General features: G+C 74.1%; 14 protein-coding genes. 3 read left to right on the top strand and 11 right to left on the bottom strand.

The window, feature by feature from the left end:
- Positions 1-116 precede the first annotated feature (116 nt).
- The 5 genes from CLV63_RS05235 to CLV63_RS05215 all read right to left on the bottom strand — a co-directional run bounded on the left by CLV63_RS05235 (position 117) and on the right by CLV63_RS05215 (position 5522).
- A complete protein-coding gene (locus CLV63_RS05235) occupies positions 117-734 on the bottom strand; it encodes a GTP-binding protein (RefSeq protein WP_106581757.1) in 618 nt (205 codons plus the stop codon).
- A complete protein-coding gene (locus CLV63_RS05230; RefSeq protein WP_170134152.1) occupies positions 715-1110 on the bottom strand; it encodes a DUF742 domain-containing protein in 396 nt (131 codons plus the stop codon). The genes CLV63_RS05235 and CLV63_RS05230 overlap by 20 nt, the downstream gene beginning before the upstream one ends.
- Complete coding sequence (locus CLV63_RS05225; RefSeq protein ID WP_106581755.1) at positions 1100-1516, bottom strand: roadblock/LC7 domain-containing protein; 417 nt, start codon at positions 1514-1516, stop codon at positions 1100-1102. The genes CLV63_RS05230 and CLV63_RS05225 overlap by 11 nt, the downstream gene beginning before the upstream one ends.
- Complete coding sequence (locus tag CLV63_RS05220) at positions 1513-3930, bottom strand: sensor histidine kinase (protein WP_106581754.1); 2418 nt, start codon at positions 3928-3930, stop codon at positions 1513-1515. Before CLV63_RS05220 ends, CLV63_RS05225 begins: the two co-directional genes overlap by 4 nt.
- A gap of 203 nt (positions 3931-4133) precedes the next feature.
- Positions 4134-5522: an FAD-binding oxidoreductase gene (locus CLV63_RS05215; RefSeq protein WP_106581753.1), complete on the bottom strand. Its 1389-nt coding sequence runs from the start codon at positions 5520-5522 to the stop codon at positions 4134-4136.
- A 323-nt stretch (positions 5523-5845) separates the two neighbouring features.
- On the opposite strand from CLV63_RS05215, the gene CLV63_RS05210 reads away from it, so the two are divergent.
- Positions 5846-7357 (top strand): FGGY-family carbohydrate kinase, encoded by a 1512-nt coding sequence (locus CLV63_RS05210; RefSeq protein ID WP_106581752.1) that lies wholly within the window; start codon positions 5846-5848, stop codon positions 7355-7357.
- A gap of 42 nt (positions 7358-7399) precedes the next feature.
- Here the strand turns inward: CLV63_RS05210 and CLV63_RS05205 are convergent, their stop codons facing one another.
- From CLV63_RS05205 to CLV63_RS05180, 6 genes are read right to left on the bottom strand one after another with little or no spacing between them, the layout of a single operon-like run.
- The gene (locus CLV63_RS05205; RefSeq protein WP_106581751.1) at positions 7400-8035 is read right to left on the bottom strand and encodes a DUF47 domain-containing protein; all 636 of its coding nucleotides are present in this window, start codon (positions 8033-8035) and stop codon (positions 7400-7402) included.
- The gene (locus tag CLV63_RS05200; RefSeq protein ID WP_106581750.1) at positions 8032-9000 is read right to left on the bottom strand and encodes an inorganic phosphate transporter; all 969 of its coding nucleotides are present in this window, start codon (positions 8998-9000) and stop codon (positions 8032-8034) included. Before CLV63_RS05200 ends, CLV63_RS05205 begins: the two co-directional genes overlap by 4 nt.
- A gap of 37 nt (positions 9001-9037) precedes the next feature.
- Positions 9038-10063, bottom strand: coding sequence for a 2-hydroxyacid dehydrogenase (locus CLV63_RS05195; protein ID WP_106581749.1), 1026 nt, complete (start codon positions 10061-10063; stop codon positions 9038-9040).
- A 34-nt stretch (positions 10064-10097) separates the two neighbouring features.
- Positions 10098-10886 carry a DeoR/GlpR family DNA-binding transcription regulator gene (locus CLV63_RS05190; protein WP_106581748.1) on the bottom strand — a complete coding sequence of 263 codons (789 nt, stop codon included), beginning with the start codon at positions 10884-10886 and terminating at the stop codon, positions 10098-10100.
- 38 nt (positions 10887-10924) lie between these two features.
- Entirely contained in the window at positions 10925-11581 is a 657-nt protein-coding gene (locus tag CLV63_RS05185) for a histidine phosphatase family protein (protein WP_106581747.1), read from the bottom strand.
- Positions 11578-13041, bottom strand: a complete 1464-nt coding sequence (locus tag CLV63_RS05180) for an FGGY-family carbohydrate kinase (protein WP_106581746.1) — start codon at positions 13039-13041, stop codon at positions 11578-11580. Before CLV63_RS05180 ends, CLV63_RS05185 begins: the two co-directional genes overlap by 4 nt.
- A 415-nt stretch (positions 13042-13456) precedes the next feature.
- Between CLV63_RS05180 and CLV63_RS05175 the strand changes: the two genes are divergently transcribed.
- Positions 13457-14377, top strand: coding sequence for a carbohydrate ABC transporter permease (locus CLV63_RS05175; protein ID WP_106581745.1), 921 nt, complete (start codon positions 13457-13459; stop codon positions 14375-14377).
- Positions 14374-15279 carry a carbohydrate ABC transporter permease gene (locus CLV63_RS05170; RefSeq protein WP_211301171.1) on the top strand — a complete coding sequence of 302 codons (906 nt, stop codon included), beginning with the start codon at positions 14374-14376 and terminating at the stop codon, positions 15277-15279. Before CLV63_RS05175 ends, CLV63_RS05170 begins: the two co-directional genes overlap by 4 nt.
- Positions 15280-15294 lie beyond the last annotated feature (15 nt).

The raw sequence follows: 15294 nt of genomic DNA, 5'->3' as shown, positions 1-15294 counted from the left end.
GGAGGCGCACTGGCGGTACCTCGTCCTCCTGCTCCCCTTCCATAATGCGTGGTGATCCGGCGCGGCGACAGCGAAACCGACCCTGAATCCTCCCTGAGTTCGGCACCTGCCGAAGGTCACCCCCCGGCGCCGGCATCCGCGTCGTCGCGCACCCGCGGCTGCGACGCGAGCAGATACCGCACCAGGGTGATGAGGACCTGCTTGCCGGAGGTGCGCTGCCGTGCGTCGAAGACGATGACCGGCACCTGGGGGTCGAGGTCGAGTGCCGCGCCGACGTCCTCGGGTGCGTGGTACTCGGCGTTGTCGAAGCGGTTGACGGCGACGATGAACGGCACCCCGCGCTTCTCGAAGAAGTCGATCGCGGGGAAGGACACCTCCAGCCGGCGGGTGTCGGCGATCACGACGGCGCCGAGCGCGCCGTTGGACAGCTCGTCCCACATGAACCAGAACCGGTCCTGGCCCGGGGTGCCGAACAGGTACACGGCGAGGTCGTCGCGCAGGGTGATGCGGCCGTAGTCGAGGGCGACCGTCGTGGTCCGCTTGTTCTCGACGCCGGAGAGGTCGTCGGTGCCCGACCCCGCCCGGGTGAGGTCCTCCTCGGTCCGGAGCGGCCGCACTTCGCTGACGCTGCCGACGAGTGTGGTCTTGCCCACCCCGAACCCCCCGGAGACGAGGATCTTCAGCGCGGTCAGCCCGTGCCCGAGGGCTTCGGGGTCAGAGTGCTTCGAGGCCATGGAGTACATCCCTGAGGATCTTCGGGCTCGGACGCTCCCCCGGCGTGAAGGGCTCGTGCAGCGTGATGAGCCCATTGTCGAGGAGGTCGCCGAGGAGGACGTGCAGGACGCTCAGCGGGAGGTCGAGGTCGGAGCCGAGGTCGGCGACGACGGTGGCCCGGCGGCACAGCCGCAGGATCTCCCGGTGCTCGGGTCCCCAGTGGAGCGGGTCGACGTGCGGCTCCGGGCTGACCGTCTGGACGACGGCGACCATCGCGAAGTCGCTGCGGCTCGCGTGGGTGCGCCCGCGGGTCACGGCGAAGTGCCGGATCAGCGGCCCGGCGTCGTCGTCGAACCACTCGGCGGAGTCTCGGGGGTGCCGCCCGTCACCGGCCATGACCATTGCCGACCGGGGTGCGGGTGCCCACCGACAAGTGCTCGCCCATGCGCTTGACCAGCCGCGCCATCTCGAACGCGATCAGCCCGAGGTCGCTGTCGGACTCCGCCAGCACGGCGAGGCAGGCGCCGGCACCGGCGCCGATCACGAACAGGAACGACGAGTCCATCTCCACGATGGTCTGCCGGACGCCGCCCTCGTCGAACTGGCGGCTGGCACCGCGCGCGAGGCTCTGGAAGCTCGACGCGATCGCGGAGAGGTGTTCGGCGTTGTCGCGGTCGAGCCCCTGCGAGGTGCCGACGAGCATTCCGTCGCTCGACAGCACGATGGCATGGCGGATGGGCGGGACCTGCTCGACGAGACCGTCGAGTAGCCAGTTGAGCTTCGTTGGCGGCGACGTGGTCACTGGTCTCCCTCGGCTTCGGTGCTGGCACGATCGGGCGCCCCGGGATCGCCGGGGTGTTCCGTCGGTGGGGTGTCGTCGCGGCGGCCCCGGTTCCACCCGTTCTGAAGCGCGGTGAGCATCGAACGGGAGTCCTCGGGGGGCCGGTCGTCGAACGGGCCGGGGCCCGCCGCGGCGCCGTCGTCCTGGAGTTGCGGGACGAGGTTCGCCTGGCGGACGCGCTGGGGCAGCCGGGCGGGTCCCGCGGGGCCCTGGGGTTCCCTGCGGGCCGCCCGCGGCCGCGGCGCGTGCTCCGGCCCTGGGGGGCGGGTCGGCTGCTCGGGCGACGCGGGGCCGTCGCCGCCGGCCTGGGGGGTCGGCGCGCGGTGCGCCGGCTCGTGCGGGCGGCGGCCGTTCTCGCCGCCGTCGGACACCTCGCGGTGCCGGACGCCGGCGGGGTCGGTGCCCCGGTCGCGGGGGATCGCCGCCTGCTCGGGTTCGCCGCGGCCCTCGGTGACCGGGTCGTGCTCGGCCCCGTGCTCGTCCGCCACGATGATCGACGGGCTGAGCAGGACGATGGCCGTCACCCCGCCGTAGGGGGAGTCGCGCAGGTGCACCTTGATGCCGTGGCGCCGGGCCAGGGTCGCCACGACGAAGTGGCCCAGTTCGGTGCGCCGGGCGAGGTCGAGCTCCGGCGGGTCGGCCAGCAGCGCGTTGGCGTCGGCGAGCGCCTGCTCGCTCATTCCCAGGCCGCCGTCCTCGATCTCGATGGCGAAGCCGTTGGCGACCTCGCGCCCGCGGATCAGCACCTCGCTGGTCGGCGGCGAGGAGGAGGTGGCGTTCTCGATCAGCTCGGCGAGCAGGTGGATGACGTCGGTGACGGTGCCGCCGGAGAGGTGCGGCGCGTTCATCGGGAAGATGCTGACCCTGGTGTACTCCTCCACCTCGGTGGACGCGGCGCGCACCACGTCGTCGACCGGCATGGGCCGGCTCCAGCCGCGGCCCGGCGCCGAGCCGGACAGGATGAGCAGGCTCTCGGCGTGGCGGCGCATGCGGGTGGCGAGGTGGTCCAGGACGAACACCTCGCGCAGCTCCTCGGGGTCGGAGACGCGGCGCTCCAACTGGTCGAAGAGCTGGAGTTGGCGGTGCAGCAGCGCCTGGTTGCGGCGGGCCAGGTTCACGATGACGTCGTTGACGTTCTCGCGGAGCTTGGCCTCGCCGGTCGCGGACTGCACGGCGACGCGGCGCGCCTCGTCGAAGGCCCAGTTGAGGTCGTCGAGTTCGCGCGTGCGGAGCTGGAACGCCAGGCGCGACGGCCCGAGGTCGGAGATGTCGAGGCCGCGGCCGGAGCGGAGCCGCCGCACGAGGTTGGGGAGCTGCTGGGTGGCGACCTCCTTGATCTGCGTCTTGAGGTCGGTGATCTCCTTGATCAGGCTGCGGCCGGTGCGCACGGAGATCCACACCGAAAGCACGACGCCCACCAGGCCCAGCAGCGCGGCGATGCCGGCGCGGACCAGGATGCCGTTGGCGATGGGCAGCGCGTCGGCCTGGAGGGTGCGGCCCGTCTTGAGTTCGAGCGCGCGCATCTCGCCCATGTAGTCGGCGTTGACCTCGCGCCACTGCGCTGCCGTGACGCTCCGGGGGATCCGGCCGGGGCCGGCGTCGATGACGGCGTCCTCCATGGCGTGCAGCCGGTTCGCGGTCTCGCCGTTGGCGATCCCCGCGTAGGTGGTGCGGCTGTCGTCGGGCAGGTTCGCCTGGGCGCCGTCGAACGACGCCTGCACGGCGCCGACCTGCTTGGCGAAGCGCGAGTAGGCGCCGCGGTCGAGTTCGCCGCCCGCCAGCGCCGCGGCGAGCAGCGCGTCCTCCTGGGCGAGCAGGTCGCGCGACGCGCTCACCCGGCCCAACGATTGCGACGCCGCTGTCAGGTTGGGGTCGTCGAGGCTGGTGAGCGACGCCAGGATGCTGTTCGTCGTGGTGACCAGGCCGGAGTAGAAGCCGAAGACGTTCTCCTCGGTGGCGCTGCCGTCGTCGATCGACGCGCGGACCTCGGCGACGTCGCCGAGCCGGTCGAGGGTCCGCTGGGTGAGGTCCTGGGTCTCGGGCCGCGCGACGTCCTGCACGTCGCCGCCGGTGACCTTGCGGAACTTCGTCGCGGCGGCGTCGGTCTCGTCGCGGCGCTTCTCCAGCTCGGCGGTTCCGGAGCCGGGGTCGGCGACGTAGACCATCGCCGCGCGCCGCTCGGCGGCGAGCGCGGTGCCGAGTGCGTCGCTGGGCACCCCGACCTCGGGTTGCAGCCGCTGGATGGCGAGCAGGTTGAGACCGTCGGGCGCGGTCAGGAAGACCGCGAACCCCCACAGCGGCACGAGGGTGAGGAGGGGGACGAGCAGGAGGGCGAGGATCCGGAATCGGATCGAACGCGTCCGGGCTGAGCGCATGGGACCTCGTAGGGCGGGGAGTACGGGCCGGGGCGGCTCCACGGTGCGGAGCGCCTAGGGGGTGTCGTGGATGGGCGGTCGGGCGCCCCTGCTGCGCCGCTCCGCGGTGGTCGCGCAGCGGGGGCCCGCCCGGTCGGCCGTCCGATCCGGTCGGCGCGTGCCGCCCGTCGACCGGACGGCTGCGGGGGCGGCACGGTCGGCGCTCACGGGCGGAGCGGCCGGTTGCCGCGGACGGCGCCGCGGGGATCTCGTTCGCGTTTGATCCGGCGCAGCCGGTCGAGGGTGTCGGCGGTGAACGCGCGGTCGGGCCGCGGGTCGTCGCCGAGCATGTTGGGGTGGGTCCGGCCGGTGAGGTGGGCGCCGAGGGCGTCGTCGAGGACGCCCCACTGCGCGCGGATGGCGTCCTCGTCGGCGGGGGCGAACGGGAAGCCGAACGCCAGCAGCAGGTAGTCGTGGGGGACGCCGGAGGCCGCGGTGCTCCCCGGCTCCGAGAGCGCGCCGCCGAGATGCCGGATGCAGGCGACCAGGGGCGACCCGCCGCCGGGGAAGTTGGCCTTCAGCAGCCGCGCCTGGAAGTCGTCGTCGAGGTCGGCGATGTAGTGCGACCAGTCCATGGCCGGCATCGGGTCGGTGGGCTCCCCGGCGACGTCGCCGATGCGCTCCAGGGGGACGTCGGCGACGGTGTCGACCTCGAGACCGGGGACGGCCCGCAGCGGGCGCAGCGCCTCTTCGGCCGCCGCGCGTTCGCCGAGGAACGTGAGGTTGACGTTGGCGAACGAACGCCCCTGCAACTCCTTGGGGATGGGGTCGAACGGCGGGAAGGTCGTGAGCCAGATCCACAGCGACAGCTCGCGGGGGGCGGAGCGGGTGGTCTCGGCGTAGGCCCGCAGCACCTCGGCGGTGTGCTCGGCCGGCCACATGAGGGCGCCGCCGACGATGGGCGGCTGGTCGACGAGTTCGATCTCGATCGCCGTGACCACGCCGAACTCGCCGCCGGCGCCGCACAGCGCCCACAGCAGCTCGGGATCGGTCTCGGCCGTGACCTCGCGGAAGCCGCCGTCGGGGGTGACGAGCTCGATGCGGCGCACGTACTCGGCGGCCGTGCCGTAGGCCCGCCCGAACCAGGGCAGGCCGCCGCCGAGGTGGTAGCCCACCACGGAGACGTCGCCCGTGCTGCCGGACAGGGCCATGAGCCCGGTGCCGTCGAGGGCGTCGAGGAGCTGCTGCCACTTGACGCCGGCCTCGACCCGGGCCCGGCGCGCGGCGCGGTCGATACTGACACCGCGCAGCCCCACCGGCCGGATCAGCACCGTTCCGGACAGAGCCTCGGTGGCGCCGTGCCCGTTGGGCTGCACGGAGACGGGCAGGCCGCCGTCCGCGGCAGCTCGGACGGTGGCGCGGACGTCCTCGACGCGGTCGGCGAGGACGACGGCGGCGGGCTGCTGGGCGACGTGCACGTTCCACGCGCCGCTGAGGTCGGCCCAGCGGGGGTCGTCGGGGAGGACGACATCGCAGGGCGAGGCGGCTGCCAGCGCCCGGACGGCGCCGTCGGCGGCAGCGGGTTCGGGCGCTGATTCTGCGGGATCGGACATGGCGCCAGAGTGTAGTGGTGAGCATCCGAGGCGTGTCCATACCCGGACAATGCCGACTCGCCGCAAAACACGGCCGGACGTGCGGAAACAGCGGTTATTTTTCAAGATCGGCACCACGCCGACAAGGCGCACCCAGGCCCCCGGACAGCCGGGGGCCGGGGCCCGGGTGCCGCGCGTCCGCGGGCGCCTCCCGGCCGTCGCGCCCCTCCGCCGGTGCGGTTGCGGGCCTCCGCCGGACGGTGTCCGGGCGGCGTTCCGTACGGTTGACCCGATCGGCGCGCCCCGGCGCACCGCCGCACCGGCCCCCCAGCCAGGAGGACAGCATGGCTTTTCTCGCCGTCGACGTCGGGACGTCCCTCATCAAGTCCGTGGTCTTCGACGAGCAGGGCCGCGAGGCCGCCGTCGCGCGGGTCGCCACCGAGGTGCTGCGTCCCGGCCCGGACCGCGCCGAGCAGGACATGGACGCGGTGTGGGCCGGTGTGGTGCGGACCGTCCGCGAGGCCGTCGCCGCGGCGGGGCTCCCCGTGCGCGCCATGGCGGTCACCGCGCAGGGCGACGGGTGCTGGCTGGTCGACGCGCAGGGCCGCCCGACTGGCCCGGCCATGCTGTGGTCCGACGGCAGGGCCGTCGACGTCGTGGAGCGGTGGCGGGCGGCCGGCGTGCTGGACGAGGCGTTCCGCGCCAACGGGTCGCTGACCTTCGCCGGGCTGCCCAACGCTCTGCTGTCGTGGCTCGCCGAGCACGACCCCGACCGCCTCGCCCGCTCGGCGCGGGCGCTGTACTGCGGCGGGTGGGTGTTCCTGCGGCTCACGGGCAAGGCGGCGGTAGACGAGGCCGACGCGTCCGCGCCGTTCCTCGACCCGGTCACCCGCACCTACAGCGACCGGTCCCTCGCGCTGTTCGGCCTGGACTGGGCGCGCCCGCTGCTGCCCGAGGTGCTGCCCGACTCCGGCCGGGCGGCCGGGCTGTCGGCGGCCGGCGCCGCCGACACCGGCCTGCCCGCCGGGCTGCCCGTGGTCCTGGCGCCGTACGACGTCGCGTCCACCGCCATCGGCACCGGCACGGTGCGCGACGGCCAGGCGTGCACGATCCTCGGCACCACCCTGTGCACGGAGGTGGTGCGGTCCGCGCCCGACACCTCGGGCGAGCCCGCGGGCCTCACGGTCGCCCTCGGCCCCGACTCGGTCCTGCGGGCCTTCCCCACACTCGCCGGGACAGGCGTCCTGACCTGGGCCGCCGACCTGCTGGGTGTCGCCGACCCGATCGCGTTGGGCGCGCTCGCGCAGCAGGCCGCACCCGGGTCGGGCGGCCTGGTGTTCCTGCCCTACCTGTCGCCGTCGGGGGAGCGGGCGCCGTTCCTCGACCCCACCGCGCGCGGCACCTGGTGGGGACTGACGCTGGGGCACGACCGGGCGCAGATGGCGCGCTCGGTGTTCGAGGGCCTGAGCTTCGTGGTGCGGGACTGCCTGGAGGCCGCGGTCGCCGGCGGCGCCGACACCGTCAGCGAGCTGCGGCTGTGCGGCGGCGGCGCGAACAGCGACGCGTGGCGGCAGCTCATCGCCGACGTCACGGGGGTCCCCGCCGTCCGGTCCACCGACACCGAGGTCGGCGCCAAAGGGGCGATGCTGTGCGGCCTGGTCGCGCTCGGCGACCACCCCGACCTCGCCGCGGCGGCAGCGGCGTCGGTCCGGGTCCGCGACGTGTGCGAACCCGACGCCGCCGCGGCCCGCTACTACGACGAGCTCTTCGCGCGGTTCCTCGCGCTGCGCACCGCCGCGGGGGAGGGCTGGCGGCACATGGCGGCGGCCCGCCCCTCGGCGGCGCCGCGGCCCTGAGCCGGGCCGTCCCGATCGGCCCGCCGGGTCGGCGGGCCGGAGTCAGTGGCCGCGTTTGAAGACAGCGTCGGCGAGCACGTCGCACGACTCGCCCAGGCGGGCGGCCGCCAGCGCGAGGCGCCGGGTGAGCTCGCGGCGCTTCAGGATGTCGGCGGTGATGCGGCCGTCCACCAGGTCGGCCAGCAGGTACTGCTGCGCGCGGTCGACTCCCCCGGCGATCTTGCGGGCGCGCAGCGCGTGGTCGGCGGCCGCGCGGGGGTCCGACGGCAGGGCGCCGACCGCCGCGCGCAGCGCCTCGACGCCCTCGCCGAGCCCGTTCAGCAGCGGCACGAACGCCTCCTGGGTGGACACCCGGTACAGGTCCGATTCGCGGACGAAGTCGCGCAGCGTGTCCAGCACGTCGTCGACCGAGCGGGAGAGCCGGAACAGGTCCTCGCGGTCGATCGGCGCGGCCAGGCTGCGGCCGAGCACCGTGACGAGGTCGGCGCGGCCGGCGTCGCCGCGGTGCTCGATCTCGGCCATGCGCCGCCGCGCGGTGCCGCGCGACCGCTCGCCCGACGCCATCGCCGTGGCGAGCGCGACGCCCTCCGCGACGGCGCCCAACTGGCCGAGGAGCGCCTCGGTGAGGCGGGCGGTGGCGGTCCGAGGGACGCGTGCGCGCAGCCGGCGGAACCTCATGTCGACACACTCCCGATCAATGGCGCGCCCGCTGCGAGCAGTGCCGCCGCGGCGGCGCTCAGCGGGAGCGTGAGCGCCCACGCGGCGCCGACGCGTACGGCGGCGCGCCAGCGGACCCGCCGGTAGCCGTCGTTGACACCGGCGCCCACTAGGGCGCCGGTGATGGTCTGGGTCATGCTGACGGGGTACCCGAGGACGCCGGTGCCCAGCACGGCCGCCGCCGCGGCGCCCTCGGCGGCGACGGCGTGCCCGGGCCGGGTGGCGAGGACGCCGTTGCCCAGCGCCCCCGCCATCCGCGGCAGGGCGAGGAGGGTGCCCGCGAGGAAGAGGACGGCCGCCGCCGGGTACCACCAGGCCGCGAGGGGCGCGCCGGTGGCGGCACCGGCGGCGAGGGCGATCGGCACGAACGCCTTCTGGCCGTCGTTGGCGGCGTAGGCCGCGCATTGGGCGAGGCAGGCCGTTGCGTGCCCGGCCCGGACGGCGCGGCGGGGCAGTACCGGGGCGTGCGCGAAGAGGCGGGCGATTAGGGACCCCAGGACCGCGCCCAGCAGCGGCGCCGCGAGCCCGACGGCGAGGACCAGCGCGACCGTCGTCCACCGCACGGGCAGCCCGGCACCGGCGGCGGCGCCGGTGATCCCGCCGACCACGGCGAGGGTGAGGCTGGTGGGCAGGCCCTGCCGGGTGAGCGCGCCGACAACGGCGACCGCCGCCGCGAACCCCAGTGCGATGGCGAGGACCCCGCCCCCTTCGGGGGCCACCACGCCGCGCAGGAGGGTCCCGGCGACCGCGGTCCCCAGGACGAGCGGCACGACGGCCAGCGCCGCGGCGAGCAGCAGCGGCGCCGCGCCCCTGGGCAGGCCGGGGACCCGCCCCGCCAGTGCCGCGACCGCCGCGCCGTCGTTGGCCCCGGCGGCGAGCACGAAGAGGGCGGCCAGCGCCCACATCGCACCGTCGGCCGGGCTCATCGCAACGGGGCGGCGCCGGCCGGGACGGCGGTGCGCGTCATCGCGCCGCCGCGGGCACCAGGCCTTGCGGGGTCCGCCCCGCGAGGTGGTCGGCGACGGCCTCGGCCGAGAGCCGGGCGGCGCGGTGGGCCGTCTCGCGGGTCGCCCCGGCGAGGTGCGGGGTCATGACGACGTTGGGCGCCGACCGCAGCGGCGAGTCGGCGGCCAGCGGCTCGGAGTCGAACACGTCGAACCCCGCCGCGCCCAGGTGCCCGCTGACGAGCGCCGCCGCCGCGGCCGGGTAGTCCAGGAGCCCGCCGCGCGCCGTGTTCACCAGGACGGCGCCCGGCGGCATGGCCGCGATCCGGGCGGCGTCCACCAGTCCGGCGGTCTCGGGTGTCAGCCGCGCGTGCAGGCTGACGGCGGTGCTCTGCGCGAGGAGCTCGTCGAGCCCGGTGAGCTCCACGTGCGGGCCGGCGTCGGCGGGGTCGGTGTAGGGGTCGTGGACGAGGACGCGCGCGTCGAAGGCGTGCAGGACCCGCGCGACCTTCCTGCCGATGGCGCCGTAGCCGATGAGCCCGACCGTGCTGCCGCCGAGTTCGGTCCCGCACTCGCCGTAGGCGTAGAGGTCGCTGCGCCACTGTCCGGCGGCGAGCCCGGCGTGGGTCCGCGGCACGGCGCGCTTCGCCGCCAGCAGCAGGGCGACGGTGTGCTCGGCCGCTGCGGTGGCGTTGCGCCCGGGGGTGGCGACGACGGCGATGCCGCGCGCCGCCGCGGCGGCCAGGTTGACGTTCACCGGGCCGCCCCGGCAGCAGACGAGGAGTTCGAGCGCGTCGGCGGCGTCGAGGGCCCGTTCGGTGAACGGCGCCATCTGGGTGACGGCGACGCGGACGCCGGGCAGCGCCGCGATCAGCGCGTCCTCGGCGTCGGAGGCCTCCTGGACCTCGCCGACCGGGCCGAAGGGCGTGTGCGGCCAGGGCAGGGTGAGTTCGGCGTGGTCGAAGGGCGCACCGAGGCGGTCGTGCAGGGCGTCGGCGAGCAGCCCGTTGGTGACGAAGTGGTCGCCTGCTGTCAGGATCTTCACGGTGTTCCTTGTCCAGTGAGGGGCGCCGGAGCGCTCAACTGTGCGCGACCTCCACGGCGGCGCCGTTGTCGCGCAGTGTGCGGAGTTCGCTCTCGGAGGTGCGGTCGTCGACGACGACGAGGTCGAAGTCGGTGAGCGGGGCGAGGCGGTGCAGGGCGGTCCGGCTGATCTTGCCGCGGTCGAGCAGCAGCACCTTGCGGCCTGCCGCGCGCATCATGGCCCGCTTGACCAGGACGATCTCCTGCTCCTGGTGGTAGGCGTGCGTCGCCGACACGGCGGAGGTGGAGGCGACGAGCAGGTCGGTGTGCAGGGCCTCGACGGCGTCGATGCAGGGCACGCCGAGGAAGGAGTCGTGGTTGGGGTGGTACTCGCCGCCCAGCGCGAGGAGCCGGATGCCGGGGACCCCGGTGAGCAGCTTGATGGTGTGCAGGAAGTTGGTGGCGACGGTCAGCGGCGCCGCGTCGGCCAGCAGCGGGGCGAGGGCGAGGGTGGTGGTGGAGTCGTCCAGCATCACCGACATCCCCGGTTCGACCAGGGTGCGGGCGTAGGCGGCGAGGGTGTTCTTCGCGGCCTGCGCCGTGCGCAGCCGGTACCCGACGTTGCTCTCGAACACGCTGGTGGGCTGCGCGCTCGCCCCGCCGCGGTATTTGCGGACCACACCTTGGCGTTCGAGTTCGTCCAGGTCGCGGTGCACGGTCATGACGCTGACGTCGAAGACCTCCGCGAGCTCCGACGCGGGGGCCGAACCGTGCTGGAGGATGTAGTCGGCGACACCGGCGCGCCTGCGCGCCGGGCGGCTCTGCTCGTTCTCGTCGGCGGTCATGGGTTCGGGGTCCCCTCGGGGTCGCGTCGTCGTCTGCCTCAGCGCCGAGTCTCCCGCTCCGCCGCCGCGCCGCCAACGCCGCCGGCAGCGGGGTCCGGGCCGGGTGTGGCGTTGTAGGACTCCAGGGCGATGCGGCCGTCGGTCACGCGCAGCGTCGTCAGGCCGGTCGAGGCGACCTTGGGGAGCAGCCGGCGGTACTCGCCGAGCGGGCTGAGCATGACCCGGCACACCAGCAGCCGCATCAGGGTGTTGTGCGCGATGGCGAGGACGCGCCCGCCGGGGTGGGCGGCCGCCGTGTCGACGACCCATTCGCGCGCCCGCTCCGCTGCGGCGGCGGGGTCCTCGCCCTGCGGGAAGTAGCCGGTCACGGGGTCGGCCTCGAAGCGGGCGGCGACGGCGGGGGCGAGCTGGGCGAGGGTGCGGCCCTCGGCGATACCGAAGGCGACCTCGCGGATCCGCTCGTCCGCCGCGGGTTCCAGGCCCAGCGCCGCGCCCACGGGGGCCGCCGTCTGCCGCGACCGCCGCAGCGGCGAGCAGTACAGCGCGTCCGGCGCGTAACCGCGGGCCCACTCGGCGAGGACGAGCGCCTGCGCGCGCCCGACCCCGTCGATGTCGATGTCGCTGACACCGGCGTAGCGGTTGTCTGCGTGCCAGGCGGTGCGGCCGTGCCGGGCCAGGACGATGGTGGTGCTCACGCGGTCTCCTCGGTTTCGGTGCCGGGGCGCCGGTCGAGGTAGCCGCGTGCGGCGAGCTCGCCGACGAGCCGGCGGTAGCCGTCGTCGTGCTGATCGGCGCGGTCGGGGCGGGGCGCCACGACCGCGCGGGTGCGGACCATCGCTGCGGCGGTCTCCGTCAGCGAGCCGTCGCTCGCCGCGAGGACCGCCATGCCGAACGCCGGTTCGGGCTGGGCGGGGATCCGCACGGGCTTCTGGAGGACGTCGGCGCGCAACCGGGTCCATTGCGGGCTGCGGGCGCCGCCGCCGGTGAAGGACAGCTCCTCGACGCGGGCGCCCAGCGCTGCGAGCCGGTCGAGGCTGAGCCGCTCGATGTAGGCGACGCCGTGCAGCACCGCGTTGTAGTGGTCGACGTCGTCGGCGAACGCGGCGGTCGCGAAGGGCCGCGCGCCGGGGTGTACGAAGGGGAACCGCTCGCCGTGCCCGGTGAGGGGGTAGACCAGCCCGCGCGGGTGCGGCCGCTGCGCCGCGGCGGCGTCGAGGGCCGCCAGGTCGGCGCCGGGGAACCGGGCGGCGACGGCGGCGGCGCCGACGTTGGAGGCGCCGCCGGGCAGCCAGCCGCCGTCGGGGTGGCGGTGGTTGTAGAGCGCCCCGCCGGGGTCGATGAGCAGCTCGGGTGTGACGCCCTTGAGGACGAGGGTGCTGCCGAGCACCGAGTTCCACTGCCCCGGGGCGAGGGCGCCGGCGGCGATCTGGGCCGCGCAGCCGTCGGTCATCCCCGCCTTCACCGCGAGTCCTTCGGGCAGGCCGGTGTGCTCGGCCGCGGCCGCGCCGATCCGGCCGACGACGGTGCCGGGGGCGACCACGTCGGGGAGGACGGCGGGGTCGACGCCGAGCGTGTCGAGGACCTCGGTGGGCCAGCGGTCCGCTGCGACGTCGTAGCCGGTCTTGAGGGCGTGGCTGGAGTCGGCGGGGGTCCGGTGGCCGGTCAGGCGGGCGGTGAGGTGGTCGGCCTGGTGTGCGAGGAGGTGCCGGCCGGGGTGCCGGCCGAGCAGCCACAGCAGTTTGGGCAGCCCCCAGGTGGGCTGCATGGTGTACCCGAGGCGCCGCCAGGTGGCGTGCCCGGACGCGGCGCGGCGCGCCTCCGCCTCGGCGCGGGCGTCGTTGTACATCAGGGCTGGGCCGACCGGTGCGCCGCCGGTGTCGGTGAGCAGCACCGTTCCCGAGGTCGCGCACAGGGCGACGGCCCGGAGGCGGGCGGGGTCGATGCCCGCCGCGGCCTCGCGCGCGGCCGTGCCCAGTGCGCGCCACCACTCGTCCGGGAGCTGCTCGTGGCCGCCGTCGCCGGACCGGATGCTGTGCAGCGGCGCGGTCCCGCTGCCGACGACGTCCCCGTCTCCGGTGACGGCGAGGACGCGGACGCTCTGCGTGCCGATGTCCGCGCCGATCCACACGTCGTCACGCTGATGCGTGCTTGCCACAACTGGCTCCCGGGGTCGCGTCGAACTCACTCTTAACAAGAAAAATGTTAAGTGTGCGCCATCTTAACGTTTCCAGTCGTCCGACGAACGGGCCAGGGACCGGTTCGCGGTGGCGGCCACACCCGCGTCTCCCGCAGAGAAGCCGCTAGTTACCCCTTGAACTGGCGTTTCTCGCCGGACGACGGCCCCAGGGCACCTACAGCGGGCAGCAGGACCCGCACGGGCATTCACGTTATGAAGTCTTGTTATCTTCACACGCGAATGCTAATTTCACGCCAGCAAACGAGACGCGTGACACAGCGACACCACAGGACCCGCCGTCCCCTCCGACCGACGAGGCCCCCATGAACGTCCCCACCCCCGTCCCCCAGTCCCGCGCACGCCACGCGCCGGGGCCCACCCCGCCGGGCCGGACATGAGCACCGCGTCGCCCGCGGCGGCCCCCGCCGGCACGCCGCGCCGCCGGATCCGCCGGGAATACCTGCTGTTCCTGGCGTTCATCGCACCGAACTTCCTCGTCATCGCGGTCTTCGCGTACTGGCCGGTGCTCTACAACCTGTTCCTCAGCTTCACCGACTGGAACCTGATCGCCGCGGCACCCGGATACGCCGGAATCGGCAACTACACCGCCACACTCACCGACCCCGCGTTCCACCAGGTCCTCCTCACGACCGTGGTGTTCACCGGTGTGGTCGTCGCGGGCAGCATCGTCCTGGGCCTCGCACTGGCGCTGCTGTTCGACCAGCCGCTGAAAGGGCGCGGACTCGTGCGCACCGCGGCGTTCGCGCCGCACATCCTCTCCGGCGCCGCCGTCGCCACCATCTGGCTGTTCATCTTCGACCCCGGATACGGGCTCATGCGGGCCCTGCTCCAGCCCATGGGCGTCACCTCGCCCGACTGGATGACCGATTCCACCTGGGCGCTGCCCGGCGTCATCATCGTCTACCTGTGGAAGAACATCGGGTTCGCGGCGCTGATCTACCTCGCCGGCTTGCAGTCCCTGCCGAAGGACCTCTACGAGGCGGCGGCGATCGACGGCGCCGGGCCGTGGACGCTCCTGCGCCGCATCACCCTGCCGCTCCTCACCCCCATCACGTTCTTCCTGCTCATCACGACGATCATCGGCACCTTCCAGGCGTTCGACATCATCGCCGTGATGACCGCGGGCGGCCCCGCCGGGTCGACCACCATCCTCAGCTGGCAGATCTACGACGAGGGGTTCCGCGCCTTCGACGCCGGCCGGGCGGCCACCACCTCGATCATCATGTTCGTGGTCCTGCTGCTCATGACCGGGCTCCAGACCCGCTACCTCGAGAAGAGGGTGCACTACCGGTGAGCGACACGATCATCCGCACCGAGCGGCGCCCCGAAACCCCGCAGTCCCCCCGAACCTCCGGCGGCCCTGACACCCGCCGCCGGGCCCCCGCCGCCACACTGGTCAAATACGTCCTGCTCATCGGGGCGGCGGCCGTGTTCCTCGGCCCGCTGTTCTGGCTGTTCACCGCCGTGTTCAAGACACCGGAGGAGATCTACCGGTTCCCGCCGGCCTGGCTGCCGACGTCGCTGAGCCTGGACAACTTCACCGCGGCGTGGCAGGCCGCGCCGTTCGACCGGTTCTTCCTCAACTCCGCCATCACCACCGCCGTCGGAACGGCGCTGAAGGTCGCCAACGCGGTCCTCACCGCCTACGCGTTCTGCTTCCTCGCGTTCCCCTACAAGAAGCCGCTGTTCCTCGTGCTGCTCGGCGCGATGATGGTGCCCGGCCACGTGGTCCTGCTGCCCAACTACCTGACCGTCGCCAGCCTCGGCTGGGTCAACACCTACGCCGGGCTGATCCTGCCCGGTGTCGGCTCGGTGTTCGCGACCTTCCTCATGCGCCAGCACATGCTGACCATCCCCCGCGACATCATCGAGGCCGCCAAGGTCGACGGCTCCGGCCACCTGCGCACACTCTTCACCATCGTGCTGCCCATGTCGCGCCCCATTCTGCTCACGGTCCTGATCATCACCGTGGTCGAGGAGTGGAACAACTTCATCTGGCCGCTCATCGTCACCAACTCCGACCACATGCGCACCCTCCCCATCGGGCTGCTGATGCTCAAGGACCAGGAGGGACTCGCCAACTGGGGCACCATCATGGCCGGCACCGCCATGGTCCTCGCCCCCATGCTGCTCATCTTCCTGCTCGCCCAGCGCTACATCGTCGGCGGACTCACCCAGGGCGCGGTGAAGGGGTGATGGCGGCGGCAGACC

This window comes from Murinocardiopsis flavida (genome assembly GCF_003014485.1).
GTDB lineage: Bacteria > Actinomycetota > Actinomycetes > Streptosporangiales > Streptosporangiaceae > Murinocardiopsis > Murinocardiopsis flavida.
Note: the sequence above shows the minus strand (reverse complement) of the source record. Positions and strands in the feature narration are given on the sequence as shown.

Coding starts and splice junctions, on each gene's coding strand:
- CLV63_RS05230 (WP_170134152.1), bottom strand. CDS start 1,110: ATGGCCGGTGACGGGCGGCACCCCCGAGACTCCGCCGAGTGGTTCGAC.
- CLV63_RS05205 (WP_106581751.1), bottom strand. CDS start 8,035: ATGAGGTTCCGCCGGCTGCGCGCACGCGTCCCTCGGACCGCCACCGCC.
- CLV63_RS05175 (WP_106581745.1), top strand. CDS start 13,457: ATGAGCACCGCGTCGCCCGCGGCGGCCCCCGCCGGCACGCCGCGCCGC.
- CLV63_RS05235 (WP_106581757.1), bottom strand. CDS start 734: ATGGCCTCGAAGCACTCTGACCCCGAAGCCCTCGGGCACGGGCTGACC.
- CLV63_RS05220 (WP_106581754.1), bottom strand. CDS start 3,930: ATGCGCTCAGCCCGGACGCGTTCGATCCGATTCCGGATCCTCGCCCTC.
- CLV63_RS05215 (WP_106581753.1), bottom strand. CDS start 5,522: ATGTCCGATCCCGCAGAATCAGCGCCCGAACCCGCTGCCGCCGACGGC.
- CLV63_RS05200 (WP_106581750.1), bottom strand. CDS start 9,000: ATGAGCCCGGCCGACGGTGCGATGTGGGCGCTGGCCGCCCTCTTCGTG.
- CLV63_RS05210 (WP_106581752.1), top strand. CDS start 5,846: ATGGCTTTTCTCGCCGTCGACGTCGGGACGTCCCTCATCAAGTCCGTG.
- CLV63_RS05190 (WP_106581748.1), bottom strand. CDS start 10,886: ATGACCGCCGACGAGAACGAGCAGAGCCGCCCGGCGCGCAGGCGCGCC.